The sequence below is a fragment of the Nocardioides sp. Soil_C_8 genome, from assembly GCF_057656315.1.
This window is the reverse complement of record NZ_JBDGKQ010000004.1, coordinates 440,278-454,034: the sequence shown is the minus strand read 5'-3', so window position 1 is coordinate 454,034 and position 13,757 is coordinate 440,278. Positions and strand designations below refer to the sequence as shown.

Here is a 13,757-nt window from a genome sequence, read left to right as displayed (position 1 = left end):
CCGGCCCCACGGGCCGGTAGGTTTCGGATGACCCACCCAGTTTGGCTGTGAAGGGATGCACGTGGCCTACAAGCGAGTCCTGCTCAAGCTCTCCGGTGAAGTGTTCGGCGGAGGTGAGGTGGGGTTGGACCTCGACGTCATCAACGCCTTGGCGGGCGAGGTGGCCGAGGTGGCCAAGTCGGGCGTCCAGATCGCGATCGTCGTGGGAGGCGGCAACTTCTTCCGTGGCGCCGAGCTCCAGCAGCGCGGCATGGAGCGCGCCCGCGCCGACTACATGGGCATGCTCGGCACGGTCATGAACTGCCTCGCGCTCCAGGACCTCATCGAGAAGCACGGCGTCGAGACGCGCGTGCAGACGGCCATCACCATGGGCCAGGTCGCCGAGCCCTACATCCCGCGCCGGGCGATCCGCCACATGGAGAAGGGTCGCGTCGTGATCTTCGGCGCCGGCGCCGGCATGCCGTTCTTCTCCACCGACACCGTGGCCGCCCAGCGTGCGCTGGAGACGCGCTGCGAGGTGATCCTGATGGGCAAGCAGGGCGTCGACGGGGTCTACGACTCCGACCCCAAGACCAACCCCGCCGCGGTGAAGTTCGACCAGCTGAGCTACGACGAGTACCTCGCGCGCGACCTCAAGGTCGCCGACGCGACCGGCATCGCCATGGCCCGCGACAACCGGATGGACATCGTCTTCTTCAACCTCTCCACGCCGGGCACGATCGGGCGCGCCGTGCGGGGTGAGAAGATTGGCACGCTGGTGAGCAGCACGGCCTGACCGGGCCGCCGCACCTGCCTGCGGCCCCCAGCACCACGACGTACGAGGAGAGAGAGCAACCGTGATCAACGACGTCATGAACGATGCCGACGCCAAGATGGGCAAGTCCGTCGAGGCGACGCGCGAGGAGTTCGCCGCCATCCGGGCCGGCCGGGCCAACCCGGCGATGTTCGCCAAGATCACGGCCGACTACTACGGCACCCAGACCCCGCTGCAGCAGCTCGCCAGCTTCACCTCGCAGGACGCCCGCACCATCTTGATCCAGCCTTTCGACATCGGCGCGATGGGCAACATCGAGCGGGCCATCCGCGACTCGGACCTCGGGGTCAACCCGGCCAACGACGGCAAGGTGCTTCGCTGCGTGTTCCCGGAGCTGACCGAGGAGCGCCGCAAGGAGTACATCAAGCTCGCCAAGGCGAAGGCCGAGGACGGCCGGGTGTCGGTGCGCAACGTGCGCCGCACCGCCAAGCAGGCCCTCGAGAAGCTCGAGAAGGACGGCGAGGTCGGCAAGGACGACGTCACGGGCGCCGAGAAGCGCCTCGACGCGGTCACCAAGACCCACACCGACAAGATCGACGAGCTGCTCAAGCACAAGGAAGCCGAGCTGCTCGAGGTCTGAGCCGCCCCGTCGATGACCACACCTGACCCTCCGGCGGCGCCGGCCCCGCAACCGGCGCCCAAGGACCACGGTCGCGCCGGTCGCGACCTGCGGGCCGCCGTCATGTCGGCCGTCGTCCTGGTCGCGGCGATCCTGCTGTCGCTCCTGTTCTGGAAGCCCGCGTTCATGGGCATCGTGGCGATCGCCGTCGTCGTCGCGGTCTGGGAGCTGCACCAGGGCCTGTCGGCCAAGGGCGTCGACATCCCCGAGCAGCCCTTGATGCTCGGCGGTGTCGTGATGGTCGTCGTGGCCTACGTCTGGGGAGCGCCGGCCCTGGTCACCGCGACCGCGGTCACCGCGCTCGTCATCATGCTGTGGCTGCTGCGACGCGGGGTCGACGGCTACGTCAAGAACGCGACCGCGTCGGTGTTCACGCTCGTCTACGTGCCGTTCCTGGCGTCCTTCGTGGCGCTGCTGCTCGGCGAGGGCGGGACCGCGCCCGCGTTCGGCCTCGACCTCGACGACCCGGGCGTGCGTGGCGTCATCACCTTCATCGCCATCACCGTGGCCTCCGACACCGGCGGCTACGTCGCCGGCGTCCTCTTCGGCAAGCACCCGATGGCGCGCGTCATCTCGCCCAAGAAGTCCTGGGAGGGATTCGCCGGCTCGATGGTCGCCACGATCGCGGTCGGTGTGTGGCTGGTGACGTCGTTCCTCGGCGGGGACTGGTGGGTCGGCGTCCTGCTCGGGGTGATCGCCGCGGTGATGGCCACGCTGGGCGACCTCTGCGAGTCGGTCATGAAGCGCGACCTCGGCATCAAGGACATGAGCCAGGTCATCCCCGGCCACGGCGGGCTGATGGACCGGCTCGACTCGCTGCTGGCCACCGTCGCCCCGATCTGGCTGGTCCTCTACTACCTGGTGTTCTGATGCGGCTGCTCGTCACGGGCGGCCGCACCGGCTACCTCGGGCGGCACGTGGTCGCCGCGGCCCCGGAGCACGACGTCGTCGCCGTCGGCTCGGCGGACGCGGACGTGCGAGACCGCGCGGCCGTGCTCGCCCTCCTCGAGCGGCACCGCCCCGACGGTGTCGTCCACACCGCCTACGTCCAGTCCGACGACGAGGTCACGGGGACCGGCGCTGCCCACGTGGCCGAGGCCTCTGCGCGTGTCGGGGCTCGGCTGGTCCTGGTCTCCTCCGACGTCGTCTTCGGCGGCTCCGACCAGCCCTACGACGAGACCGCGGTACCGGACCCCGTGTCCGCCTACGGCAGGGCCAAGGTGTCCGCCGAGCGCGCGGTCCTCCGGACCTGCGACGACGCGGTCGTGGCGCGCACCTCGCTCATCCTCGGTGACGGCGCCTCGCAGCACGAGGAGCTCGTACGACGACTCGCCGCCGGCGCCGACGGAGGTCTCTTCGAGGACGAGCGCCGCTGCCCGGTCCACGTGGAGGACCTCGCCCGCGCGCTGGTCGAGCTCGCGGAGGGAGACGTGCAGGGCATCCTGCACGTGGCCGGCGCCGACGGCATGAGCCGGTACGAGCTCGGCACGCTCATCGCACGGCGCGACGGCCTCGACCCCGACCGCCTGCGCGCTGGCCGCCGGTCCGGCCTCGCCGATCCCGGCCCCATTGACGTACGACTCGACTCCACGCGCGCAGGGATGCTGCTCACGACCCGGCTGCGTGGGGCGAGGGAGTTCCTGGCCTGAGCCCGGGGCGCTCGCATGGCGCTCCCGCCCGCGCCTGCCGCCCGGACGGACCTCCCTGCCACCGCGCGCCCTGTGCATCGCCCGGCGGCCGAGCGCCTACGCTGGTGGGGTGGAGACGCAGGAGCAGCAGGCCGATGAGGTGTCGCAGGACCGGCACTTCGAGTGGTGGCACCACAGCCACCCGACGTTCGCCGGCATCACCGGCTTCTTCGCCGGGATGCTGTTCGTCACGGCCCTCCCGGGCGCCTTCGTCGGCGTCCTGCGGCTGCTGTTCAGCTACGAGACCGCGGAGAAGCTGTTCCCGCTCGTGCTGATCGCGCTCGTGCTCCCGATCACGATGCTCGTCATGCGCAAGACACGTCGGTTCGCGCAGTTCATGTTCGTCGGGATGATCGTCACGATCCTGGTCGTCCTGGGCGTCGCGTCTCTGGTGCTCTACTTCATGGTCGACGCCTGACGGTCTGGCTCGGGCCGCTGAATGGCCGGGCGGCGCCGGGGATGGGACAATCGTGAGCGATGTCCGAGACCGTTGAGCCCATCAAGACCCTGCCCCTCGTGCTGAAGGAGCCCCGGGGGCGCAAGAAGCCACCCGCACACCTCGCCGACCTCGACGAGGCCGGTCGCAAGGCGCTCCTCGAGGAGATGGGCCTGCCGGGTTTCCGTGCCAAGCAGCTCAGCACCCACTACTTCACCCGCCTCGTCGACGACCCGGCCGAGATGACGGACCTGCCGGCCGGCCAGCGCGACGACCTCGTCTCCGCGCTGCTGCCCGACCTCATGACGCCGCTGCGCACCATGGAGGCCGACAAGGGCACCACCCGCAAGACGCTGTGGAAGCTCTTCGACGGCGCGCTGGTCGAGTCGGTGCTGATGCGCTACCCCGACCGCGCCACGATGTGCGTCTCCAGCCAGGCCGGGTGCGGCATGGCGTGCCCGTTCTGCGCCACCGGGATGGGCGGCCTGCAGCGCAACATGTCGACCGCCGAGATCGTCGAGCAGGTCGTCGCCGGCGCCCGCTCGCTCGCCCGCGGTGAGGTGCCCGGGGGACCGGGCCGCGTGTCCAACGTGGTGTTCATGGGCATGGGCGAGCCGCTGGCCAACTACAAGGCGGTCGTCGGCGCCGTACGACGCCTCACCGACCCGTCTCCCGCCGGGCTCGGGATGAGCGCCCGCGGCGTCACCGTGTCCACGGTGGGCCTGGTCCCGCGGATCAACCAGCTCGCAGACGAGGGCATCCCGGTCACGCTCGCGCTGAGCCTGCACGCCCCCGACGACGAGCTCCGCAACGAGCTGGTGCCGATCAACACCCGCTTCTCGGTCGCCGAGACCGTCGAGGCGGCCTGGAACTACGCCGCGAAGACCAAGCGCCGCGTCTCCATCGAGTACGCCATGATGCGCGGCATCAACGACCAGGCCCACCGGGCCGACCTGCTCGGCGACGTCCTCAACTCCTACGGCGACTGGGGGTGGGTGCACGTCAACCTGATCCCGCTGAACCCGATCGAGGGCTCGAAGTGGACGGCGTCCGACCCGGCAGACGAGCGGGAGTTCGTCCGCCGGCTCGAGGCGAAGGGAATCCCGACGACCGTGCGTGACACGCGCGGTCGGGAGATCGACGGCGCCTGCGGCCAGCTCGCCGCCAAGGAGTAGCGCCGCCGCCGAGACGTCGCGGTCCGTTCACGTGTCGTCCGTCCGCGACGGGTCGTGCGTTGCGGACTCGTTCCTAGCGTCCGGGGCATGGACCTGCTCGAGAGGCGGCGTCGCAGCCGCACCGTCCCGGCCGTCGTCCCCCTCGCGCCCGACCAGGCGCCCGCCCGCGCCGGGCGGCTCCGCGTCCTGGTCGTCAGCGAGTCGTTCCTGCCCCAGGTCAACGGCGTCACCAACTCGGTGCGCCGGGTGCTCGAGCACCTCGCGGCCGAGGGGCACGAGGCCGCGCTGGTCGCACCGACCGGCCCGGCGACGTACGCCGGGTTCCCGGTGACTCGCGCACGCGGCGCCAGCCTGCCCGTCTACGCCGACTTCCGCATCGGCCTCGAGAGCCGGCGTCGGCTGCGCGCCACCATGGCGCGCTTCCGCCCGGACGTCGTGCACATCGCCTCGCCCGCCGCGCTCGGACTGCAGGCGGCGCGGGCCGCGCGGTCGCTCGGCATCCCGACGGTCGCGATCTACCAGACCGACCTGGTCGGGTTCGCCGAGCAGTACGGCGTCCCCGGAGCCGCGCGGGCGATGGAGGCGCTGACCCGCCGGATCCACCTGGGCGTCGACCTCACGCTGGCACCGTCCACCGCGAGCATCGCGCAGCTCGCCGGGCTCGGGGTGGACGCCGTCGCCCGGTGGCCGCGGGGCGTGGACCAGGTCCTGTTCGCACCCGGGCGCCGCGACGCCGCGCTCCACGCCGAGCTCGCGCCGGAGGGCCAGGTCCTGGTGGGGTACGTCGGCCGCCTCGCCGCGGAGAAGGAGCTCGAGCTGCTGGCCCACGTCGACCGGATCCCGGGCGTGCGCCTCGTGCTCGTCGGGGGCGGGCCGGAGGAGGCGCGCCTGAGGGCCCTGCTGCCGGGCGCGGCGTTCCTCGGCGTCCTGCACGGTGAGGAGGTCGCGCGCGCCCATGCCACGCTCGACGTCTTCGTGCACACCGGGCGCCACGAGACGTACTGCCAGTCGGCGCAGGAGGCGTTGGCGAGCGGGGTGCCGGTGGTGGCGCCCCGGTCGGGCGGGCCGATCGACGTCGTCGACGACACGGTCGCGGGCTACCTCTACGAGCCCGGCGACGCCGCCGCGCTGGTCGCCCACGTCGAGCGGCTGGTGGCGCAGCCGGTGCTGCGCCGCCGGATGGCGCTGGCCGCCCGCCAGAGCGTGCAGGGGCGGACGTGGCAGGCGGTCAACGACCTGCTGGTGGACCACTACCGGGACGTCAGCCGTGCGCCCGTCCCGGGTCGGCGCGCCGGCTGAGGGTCCCCCGCACGACCGCCACCGCCTCCTCGACGGTGTCGACGAGGTGGACGTGCGGCTCCATCACCCGCCCGGCGGCCAGCGCCTGCAGCAGCGGCCACACCGGCAGCTCCTCGGTCCAGTAGCGCCGCCCGAGCAGCACCATCGGCGCCACGGCGCTCCGGCCGGCGTAGTAGTTCTCGCAGGCGTCCTGGAAGATCTCCTGCACGGTGCCGCCCGCGCCCGGGAGAAAGACGATCCCGGCGGTGCAGACCTCGAGCAGCAGGGCCTCCCTGGTCGCGTTGGCGAAGAACTTGGCGATGGCCGTGGCGAACACGTTGGGCGGCTCGTGGCCGTAGTGCCAGGTCGGGATGCCGAGGGACTCACGGCCGCCGCCGGTCGAGTCGACGACGTCGAGGGCGACGCGCGCCCACGCGCCCACGTCGGGCTGGAACGACGGGACAGCCGTGAGGCGCGCCAGTGCGTCGTCGAGGCCGTCGGGCAGGAACGCCCCGAGGTTGGCCGCCTCCATCGCGCCGGGGCCGCCGCCCGTGGCCACCGTCAGGTGGTCGCCGAGCGCGTGCCCGAGGCGGGCGGCCGCGTCGTACGCCGGGCTGCCGCGCTCCAGCGCGTGCCCACCCATCACGCCGACCAGGTCGCGTCCGGCCACCCATGCCGCCAGGGCGTCGTCGACGTGGTGGTCGTGCAGCGCCATCGCGAGGGTGTCCTCCGGACTGTCCTCCAGCCGCGACCACGCGTAGGCCCGCGCGTCGAGGGTGTCCTCGTAGCGAGGCGTGTCGTAGAGGTCGGCGGGGGAGTAGAGCGTGGACCGGTAGGTGTCGACGGGGATGCCGGGGATCTCCGGCAGCACGACGGCCCCGGCACGGCGTACGGCGTCGTCCTCGCCGTCAGCGAAGTCGCACCCGAGGAACAGCGACTGCCCGAGCGACCGCTCGAGCAGCTCGGGGCCGCGGCCGGTCAGGTCGACCCCGACCACGCGCCACCCCGCGAGGGAGCGGGCACCGGCAGCGAGCCTGCGGTCGAGGTCGCGGAGGGTCGTGACGTCGATGACGCGTCCGTGGGAGTGCTTCACGGTCGCCAACCTAGGGCCCTGGGCCTCGAGTCGCTGGGAGACTCGAGGCCCAGGGCCTGGCTCAGAACGCGTGCGCCATCAGCTCACCGAAGAGCTCCTGCTCGTCGACCTCCAGCCCGCGCGAGCGGAACCAGGCGCACATGTTGGCGCAGTCGCGCAGCAGGAAGTCCATGCCGCGCGGGTTGCCGACGAGGTCCACCATCTGCGGCAGGTCGATGATGACGAGCCGGTCGTCCGCGGCGAGCGTGTTGTAGGGCGAGAGGTCACCGTGCACCAGCCCCGCCTGGACGAGCGTGGTCAGCGCCTCGCGAAGCTGGTCGTAGTAGCCCTCGACCACCGACCGCTCCGGACGCACCTGGGCGACCCGCGGGGCGGTCTCGGTGTCACCGTCGACGGTCACCGTGATCCACTCCATGAGGATCTCGGTCTCGTCGATCTGCACCGGGTAGGGGACCGGCAGGCCGAGCTGCCAGCACCGGCACAGCGCGCTCCACTCCGAGACGGCCCACTCACCGGCCGCGACCCGCTTGCCCCAGGTGGACTTCCGCTTGAGGGCGCGGTTGTCGCGGGACCTCTTCATCGAGCGGCCCTCCGTGTAGGACGCGGCACGGTGGAAGGTGCGGTGGTCGGTGTCGCGGTAGCGCTTGGCGGCCATCACGACCGCCTCGTCGGGACGGTGCGGGTCCTCGCGCTCGAGCAGGAAGACGTCGGCCTCCTTGCCGGTCTTGAGGACGCCGAGCTCGGTGTCGATGGCACCGCTGGAGGTCACGACCCAGTCGGGACGCGGTTCGGGGCCCTTCATGAGGGCTTCGAGGTCCTGCCAGCGGGACCAGCGTTGACCCTCGCCGAGCTCGTCGGCGTAGGTGTCGTAGGTGAAGACGAACGACTCGTCGATGCCCTCGAGGGGCGAACGGTCGTCAGGCCGGAAGAAGTCCTCCGGGATGCGGTGAGTCAAGGTAGGTGCTCCGTGGGTGCGAGAGGTGGTCGGCGGGCAGGCCGAGGACAGCGATGGACATGTCACGGCTCCTCTCGTCTTCACGGGCACCGGCGTGCGGTCAGCACGCAGGTGGGGCGCGCGCACGTGGCGCGCCGCTCCCATGGTTGCGTGCCCGGCTCGGCACCGCAACGCAATTAAGCGCGCTAGGTTCGGACGATGACGACGCGCCCGCTCCGCCGCCCCGTCCTGTCCGCTGCCCTCGTGACGGCGCTGGCCGCCGGGCTGGCTGTCGGGGCCGGTGCCGCCACGGTGTCCGCGCAGGCGTCGGCCGCGGCCGTCGACGGGGCGCCCGGGATCGGCGACCCCTACTGGCCGCTCGACGGCAACGGCGGCATCGACGTGGCGACGTACAAGATCTCCAACCGCTACGCGCTGGCGACCAAGCGGCTGAGCGGTCGCACGACGATCGAGCTGACCGCCACCCAGGACCTCGCGAGCTTCTCCCTCGACTTCCTCCTCGACGTCTCGCGGGTGACCGTCGACGGCGAGAAGGCACGCTTCGCCAAGACCGACGGGGGTCACGAGCTGCGGATCACCCCCGCCCGCGCGCTCGCGGCCGGCACCAGGCACGCCGTCGAGGTGGCGTACGCCGACCACCCGGCGCGGCACTCCTACGCGGGCGAGGGCAACTGGCTGGCCAGCAAGGACGAGGTCGTCGCGATGAACGAGCCGCACATGGCGCCGTGGTGGTTCCCCAGCAACGACCACCCGCTCGACAAGGCCGTCGTCGACGTCAAGGTCCGGGTCCCCAACGGTCGCGAGGTCATCTCCAACGGCAAGCTGCGCGGCCGTGAGGTCGGCAAGCACTCGACGAAGTGGCACTGGCGCGCCGACGAGCCGATGGTGCCCTACCTCGCGTTCTTCGCCGCCGGGGACTTCGCCATCGAGAAGGGCAAGCACCACGGCCTGCCCTGGCTCGTCGCGGTCTCCGAGCGCCTCGGCGAGCGCGAGCAGGCGTCGAGCATGCGACTGATGAAGAAGACGCCGAAGGTCGTCGCGGGCCTCGAGAAGGACCTCGGCGACTACCCGTTCTCGGTCGTCGGCGGCCTCACCACCGGCCTCGACCCGGGCTTCGCGCTGGAGAACCAGACCCGGCCCACCTACCCGGCGGTCGGCGGCAGCGCCACCAGCCTCGTCGTCCACGAGCTCGCCCACCAGTGGTTCGGCGACGACATCGCGGTGGAGCGCTGGGCAGACATCTGGCTCAACGAGGGCTTCGCCACCTTCATGGAGTGGCGCTGGGCCGAGTCCCACGGCCACCGCTCCGCCGACGACGTGTTCCGCAGCTACTACGCCAACGTCGACGCATCCTCCGGCTTCTGGAAGGTCCCGGTCGCCGACCCCGGCGCGGACAGGGTGTTCGACGGGGCGGTCTACGGCCGCGGCGCGATGGCGCTGCAGGCCCTGCGCAACCGGGTCGGCGACGACGTCTTCTGGCGGGTCGTGCGCACCTGGCTCCACGAGCAGCGCGGCGGCAACGGGTCCACGGCCGAGTTCCAGGAGACCGCCACCCGGGTGAGCGGTCAGGACCTCGGCCCGTTCTTCGACACGTGGCTCCGCACACCCGCCAAGCCCGCTGCCACCGCCGCCAACGGGCTCGGCTGATGGCTGGCGCCACGACGGGCGTGACGTGGTTCCGGGCGCCGGCCGACGGTGACCCGGGCACCCTCAACGCCTGCTACAACGCGCTCGACATCCACGTCGTCAGGGGCCGCGCGGACGACGTCGCGGCGCACGTCGGCGGCTCCGGACGCACATTCGCCTGGCTGCTGACCGAGGTGGCGGCGTGCGCCGGGGTCCTGCGGGCCTTCGGGGTCGGTGTCGGTGACCAGGTCGCCCTCGGAGACGTGCCGCACGAGACCGTCGTCGTCGCCGTGCTGGCCGCCGCCCGGGTCGGTGCCGTCGTGCAGTACGACGACTCCCCGGGCGCCACCGGCACGGTCGTGGTACGCGGCACGGGAGACGGCGTCGCCTTCACCGTCGACGGCGAGGACGTCCCGTGGGACGTGGCGATGCGGGCCGGACGCACCGACCCGGCCGGCTGCGCCGACGTGCCCGGCGACGCGGTCCTCTCCCGGCACGCGTCCGACACCCTCACGGTCCTCGCCGCCCTCGGCGCGTCGGACGACCCGAAGGTGCCGGTGCCCGCCGGGGCCACGCTCACCGAGGTCGGTGGACTGAGCTTCTGGTCGTTCGACGCGCCGCAGGGCTAGCGCTCAGCGGCGCTTGCGCAGCCACTTCGCGAGGTCGTCGTACTCCCCGGAGGCGTTGGCGTAGAGCGCGACGTTGCGGGCGGTCTCCACCCAGGGACCGATCGAGGGGCGGATCTCCGACAGGGCCCGGTCGAAGTCGGGCATGCCGATCATCCGCACCTGCCCGGAGCCGACGGACTCCATGAGGGCGTTCTCCGAGGCCGACTCGCACAGGTGGGCGAGGTCGGCGCCGCTGAAGCCCTCGGTCGCCTTCGCCAGGCGCCGGGTGTCGATGCGCTCGACCGGCCGGTCGCGCAGGTGGGTGCGGAGGATCGCCTCGCGGGCGTCGCGGTCGGGCGGCAGCACGAGCAGCGTGCGGTCGAGCCGGCCGGGGCGGCGCAGCGCGGGGTCGACGTCCCACGGGTGGTTGGTCGCGGCCAGCACGAAGACGCCCTCGTTGTCCGACCCGACCCCGTCGAGCTCGGTGAGCAGCTGGTTGACCGTCGTCCGCGCACCGGAGCTGCGGTTGAGGGAGCGCTTGCCGCCGATGGCGTCGAGCTCGTCGAGGAACAGCACGCAGGGGGCGGAGCTGCGGGCGACCTCGAAGAGCTCCTTGACGTTGCGCTCGCTCTGGCCGATGTACATGTCGAGCACGTCCGCGAGCGACACGTGCAGGAAGGACGCCCCCAGCTCGCCGGCGACGGCCTTGGCGAGGAAGGTCTTCCCGCACCCGGGCGGCCCGTAGAGCAGCAGGCCGCCGCGCAGCGACTTGCCGTAGAGCGCCCGCAGCTCGGGGTTGCGCAGCGGGGCCAGGAAGCTGGCCTCCAGCCGCTTCTTGACCTCGGTGAGCCCGCCGACGTCGGCGAGGCGGACGCCGGCCGACTCGACGTCGTACGCCGCGGGGCCGGGGTCCTCGGTCGAGCCGTCGACGAACATCGGGCCCACCTGTGCACCGAGGTCGGACTCGGCGGCGTGCCAGTCGAAGGTCGACGGCTCCTCCGCGGACGGCGTGTCGGCCTCGTCGGCAGGCCCCGGCTGGGCGGACTGGGCGGGTGGGGAGCCCATCGCCTGCGCCATGAGCTCACGTGCCTGCGCCGAGGTCGGGTCCTTGGCGAGCGCGGTCGCGACGTGCTCGACCGCCTCGGCGCCACGGCCGGCCTCGACGAGCAGGCCGGCGAGGTGCAGCCGCAGCGGCAGGTCGTCGGGGGTGGCCCGCACCGCGGCGGTCAGGCTCTCGATCAGGCGCTCGTCCACGGCCCCACCCTAGGAGGCGCGTCAGCGCCCGCGCACGAGGTTGACCAGCGCCAGGACCACCCACCCGACGACGCAGATGATCCCGACCGTCCGGAGGACACCCGCCAGGACGATCCCGGCGCCCGCGGCGACCGCGTAGGGCGCGAAGGCCATCACGACCACGGCGACCGAGAGCAGAGCGAGGAGCGCGAGGAGGTACTTTCCCTGCCACTGAACGCGGCGGAACAGCCCGCGACCCCAGCGCCCGACGCCGCGCGGCAGGTCGCGCAGGACGCCCCGCACGAGGACCGCGACCGTGGCGACGTACGCCGCTCCGGCGAGCGCCCGCGACCACCACGGGGCGCCGGTCACGAGGAGGATGCCGAGCACCAGGGCGGCTGCGAACAGCGACCACATGACGCGTCGCCCGAGCAGCAGGAGCACCGTGTCGAGGTTGTCGCGCACCTGCCGCTGCTGGGGGTCGCTGCTGACGGCGCCGCGGAGCAACCCCGCCGCCCTGCCGAGCCGGCCCCGGTCCATCTCGGACGCCGCGAGGTTGTTCTGGGCGAGCGTGTGCTGCGGATCGAGCGCCATCGCGTTGCGGAAGGCGGCCTGCGCGCCCTCGTGGTTGCCGAGCGCGTCGAGGCACAGCCCGACGAGGTTGTGGGCGTCCGGGCTGTGCGGGGCGGCCTCCACCGCGCGCCGCGCCGCCTCGTAGGCGTCGCGCACGCGGGGCCGGCGCAGGCTCAGCAGCGCGCGGGCGTACTGGTAGTGCGAGGTGAAGTCGTGAGGGGCCAGCCGAAGGCCCGACTCGGCGGCCGTGACGGCGCCGGGACCGTCCTTGCGGTCGCACAGCACGTCGACCAGCACGTGGTGGGCGCCGGCGTCCTCGGGGTCGAGGGCGAGCGCGCTGCGCACGGCCTGCTCGGCCTCGGCGTGGCGGTCCTGGCGGTTGAGGGCGCGGGCCAGGCCGAGGAGGGCGCGACCCGACCCGGGGTCGCCGGTCAGGACCTCGCGGAAGCGCTGCTCCGCCTCGACGTCGCGGCGCAGGTCGAGCAGCTGCTCGGCGTGCGCGATCCCGCGCCAGTCCGCCCCTCCGATGTCCACGCGGCCCATCCTGACAAACTGCGGGGGTGACTGCCCGCGACATCGTGATCCTCGGCTCGACCGGGTCCATCGGCACCCAGGCCCTCGACCTCGTCCGTGCCCACCCCGACCGGTTCCGCGTGGTCGGCCTGACGGCCGGCGGGTCCAACCGCGAGCTGTTCGAGGCCCAGGTGGCGGAGTTCGCGCCGGCCTTCTCCGGGCTGGGGGAGGAGGCGTCCACCGAGGCGGCCGGACGCCCGTGCGACGTCGTGCTCAACGGCATCACCGGGGCCGTCGGCCTCCGCCCCACGCTCGCGGCCCTCGACGCCGGGGCCACGCTGGCCCTGGCCAACAAGGAGTCGCTCATCATCGGCGGTCCGCTCGTGAAGGAGCGCGCCCGACCTGGTCAGATCGTGCCGGTCGACTCCGAGCACAGCGCCATCGCGCAGAGCCTCCGCGCCGGCTCCGCCGAGGAGGTACGACGACTCGTCCTCACGGCGTCCGGCGGGCCGTTCCGCGGCCGCACCGCCGACGAGCTCGCCGACGTCACGCCCGACCAGGCGCTCGCGCACCCCAACTTCGCGATGGGCCGGGTGATCACGACCAACTCCGCGACGCTGGTCAACAAGGGCCTCGAGGTCATCGAGGCGCACCTGCTCTTCGACATCCCGTTCGACCGCATCGACGTCGTCGTCCACCCGCAGCAGCTGATCCACTCGATGGTCGAGTTCGTCGACGGCGCCGTGGTCGCCCAGCTCGGTCTCCCGACCATGCTCGTGCCGATCTCCCTCGGGCTGGGCTGGCCCGACCGGGTCCCCGACGCCGAGACGCCGATCGACTGGACGAAGGCCGCGGACTGGCGGTTCGAGCCGCTCGACGACGAGGTCTTCCCCGCCGTCACGCTCGCCCGCGCGGCGGGGGAGCGCGGCGGCACCGCGCCCGCCGTCTACAACGCCGCCAACGAGGTCGCCGTGGACGCGTTCCACGAGGGCCGGCTCCGGTTCCCCGACATCGTCGCCACAGTGGCTCACGTCCTCGACCGCCACGACGTACCATCGAAGCAGCACCTCACCGTCGACGACGTCCTCGCCGCGGACGCCTGGGCGCGAGCCGAGGCCGCGGCCCTCATCTGACGCCTCCCTGACG

14 protein-coding genes are annotated in these 13,757 nt (G+C 72.6%); 10 read left to right on the top strand and 4 right to left on the bottom strand.

Annotation, left to right across the window (positions count from 1 at the left end):
• Nucleotides 1-55 precede the first annotated feature (55 nt).
• The 7 genes from pyrH to AC3A3L_RS19155 all read left to right on the top strand — a co-directional run bounded on the left by pyrH (nucleotide 56) and on the right by AC3A3L_RS19155 (nucleotide 6,031).
• Entirely contained in the window at nucleotides 56-775 is a 720-nt protein-coding gene (gene pyrH / locus AC3A3L_RS19185; RefSeq protein ID WP_487641637.1) for a UMP kinase, read from the top strand.
• A gap of 64 nt (nucleotides 776-839) precedes the next feature.
• A complete protein-coding gene (gene frr / locus AC3A3L_RS19180) occupies nucleotides 840-1,394 on the top strand; it encodes a ribosome recycling factor (RefSeq protein ID WP_487641697.1) in 555 nt (184 codons plus the stop codon).
• A gap of 12 nt (nucleotides 1,395-1,406) precedes the next feature.
• Nucleotides 1,407-2,303, top strand: coding sequence for a phosphatidate cytidylyltransferase (locus AC3A3L_RS19175; RefSeq protein WP_487641636.1), 897 nt, complete (start codon nucleotides 1,407-1,409; stop codon nucleotides 2,301-2,303).
• Nucleotides 2,303-3,082 carry an SDR family oxidoreductase gene (locus AC3A3L_RS19170; RefSeq protein ID WP_487641635.1) on the top strand — a complete coding sequence of 260 codons (780 nt, stop codon included), beginning with the start codon at nucleotides 2,303-2,305 and terminating at the stop codon, nucleotides 3,080-3,082. Before AC3A3L_RS19175 ends, AC3A3L_RS19170 begins: the two co-directional genes overlap by 1 nt.
• A 109-nt stretch (nucleotides 3,083-3,191) precedes the next feature.
• On the top strand, nucleotides 3,192-3,539 hold the full coding sequence (locus tag AC3A3L_RS19165) for a hypothetical protein (RefSeq protein WP_487641634.1): 348 nt from the start codon (nucleotides 3,192-3,194) through the stop codon (nucleotides 3,537-3,539).
• Nucleotides 3,540-3,598: 59 nt separating this feature from the next.
• On the top strand, nucleotides 3,599-4,732 hold the full coding sequence (gene rlmN, locus AC3A3L_RS19160; RefSeq protein WP_487641633.1) for a dual-specificity RNA methyltransferase RlmN: 1,134 nt from the start codon (nucleotides 3,599-3,601) through the stop codon (nucleotides 4,730-4,732).
• A gap of 87 nt (nucleotides 4,733-4,819) precedes the next feature.
• Nucleotides 4,820-6,031, top strand: coding sequence for a glycosyltransferase family 4 protein (locus tag AC3A3L_RS19155; protein WP_487641632.1), 1,212 nt, complete (start codon nucleotides 4,820-4,822; stop codon nucleotides 6,029-6,031).
• On the opposite strand, the gene AC3A3L_RS19150 is transcribed toward AC3A3L_RS19155, so the two are convergent.
• Together AC3A3L_RS19150 and AC3A3L_RS19145 are read right to left on the bottom strand one after the other, a co-directional pair.
• Nucleotides 5,994-7,103 carry an LOG family protein gene (locus AC3A3L_RS19150; protein WP_487641631.1) on the bottom strand — a complete coding sequence of 370 codons (1,110 nt, stop codon included), beginning with the start codon at nucleotides 7,101-7,103 and terminating at the stop codon, nucleotides 5,994-5,996. The two genes, AC3A3L_RS19155 and AC3A3L_RS19150, sit on opposite strands and share 38 nt — an antisense overlap.
• Before the next feature lie 61 nt (nucleotides 7,104-7,164).
• Nucleotides 7,165-8,058: a serine protein kinase RIO gene (locus AC3A3L_RS19145; protein WP_487641630.1), complete on the bottom strand. Its 894-nt coding sequence runs from the start codon at nucleotides 8,056-8,058 to the stop codon at nucleotides 7,165-7,167.
• Between the two features lie 198 nt (nucleotides 8,059-8,256).
• Here AC3A3L_RS19145 and AC3A3L_RS19140 point away from each other — a divergent pair, with 198 nt between their 5' ends.
• Together AC3A3L_RS19140 and AC3A3L_RS19135 are read left to right on the top strand one after the other, a co-directional pair.
• Nucleotides 8,257-9,705, top strand: a complete 1,449-nt coding sequence (locus AC3A3L_RS19140) for a M1 family metallopeptidase (protein ID WP_487641629.1) — start codon at nucleotides 8,257-8,259, stop codon at nucleotides 9,703-9,705.
• Nucleotides 9,705-10,313 (top strand): hypothetical protein, encoded by a 609-nt coding sequence (locus AC3A3L_RS19135; RefSeq protein ID WP_487641628.1) that lies wholly within the window; start codon nucleotides 9,705-9,707, stop codon nucleotides 10,311-10,313. Before AC3A3L_RS19140 ends, AC3A3L_RS19135 begins: the two co-directional genes overlap by 1 nt.
• 3 nt (nucleotides 10,314-10,316) lie before the next feature.
• Here AC3A3L_RS19135 and AC3A3L_RS19130 read toward each other — a convergent pair whose 3' ends face one another.
• Together AC3A3L_RS19130 and AC3A3L_RS19125 are read right to left on the bottom strand one after the other, a co-directional pair.
• Nucleotides 10,317-11,546, bottom strand: coding sequence for an AAA family ATPase (locus AC3A3L_RS19130; RefSeq protein ID WP_487641627.1), 1,230 nt, complete (start codon nucleotides 11,544-11,546; stop codon nucleotides 10,317-10,319).
• Nucleotides 11,547-11,567: 21 nt separating this feature from the next.
• Nucleotides 11,568-12,632 carry a tetratricopeptide repeat protein gene (locus tag AC3A3L_RS19125; protein ID WP_487641626.1) on the bottom strand — a complete coding sequence of 355 codons (1,065 nt, stop codon included), beginning with the start codon at nucleotides 12,630-12,632 and terminating at the stop codon, nucleotides 11,568-11,570.
• A gap of 26 nt (nucleotides 12,633-12,658) precedes the next feature.
• Here AC3A3L_RS19125 and dxr point away from each other — a divergent pair, with 26 nt between their 5' ends.
• On the top strand, nucleotides 12,659-13,744 hold the full coding sequence (gene dxr / locus AC3A3L_RS19120; RefSeq protein WP_487641625.1) for a 1-deoxy-D-xylulose-5-phosphate reductoisomerase: 1,086 nt from the start codon (nucleotides 12,659-12,661) through the stop codon (nucleotides 13,742-13,744).
• The last annotated feature ends 13 nt before the right edge of the window (nucleotides 13,745-13,757 follow it).

Bases quoted from the DNA above. Each gene is read 5' to 3' on its own strand.
- AC3A3L_RS19175 (WP_487641636.1), top strand. From the start codon at position 1,407: ATGACCACACCTGACCCTCCGGCGGCGCCGGCCCCGCAACCGGCGCCC.
- AC3A3L_RS19135 (WP_487641628.1), top strand. From the start codon at position 9,705: ATGGCTGGCGCCACGACGGGCGTGACGTGGTTCCGGGCGCCGGCCGAC.
- AC3A3L_RS19155 (WP_487641632.1), top strand. From the start codon at position 4,820: ATGGACCTGCTCGAGAGGCGGCGTCGCAGCCGCACCGTCCCGGCCGTC.
- AC3A3L_RS19170 (WP_487641635.1), top strand. From the start codon at position 2,303: ATGCGGCTGCTCGTCACGGGCGGCCGCACCGGCTACCTCGGGCGGCAC.
- rlmN (WP_487641633.1), top strand. From the start codon at position 3,599: ATGTCCGAGACCGTTGAGCCCATCAAGACCCTGCCCCTCGTGCTGAAG.
- AC3A3L_RS19140 (WP_487641629.1), top strand. From the start codon at position 8,257: ATGACGACGCGCCCGCTCCGCCGCCCCGTCCTGTCCGCTGCCCTCGTG.
- pyrH (WP_487641637.1), top strand. From the start codon at position 56: ATGCACGTGGCCTACAAGCGAGTCCTGCTCAAGCTCTCCGGTGAAGTG.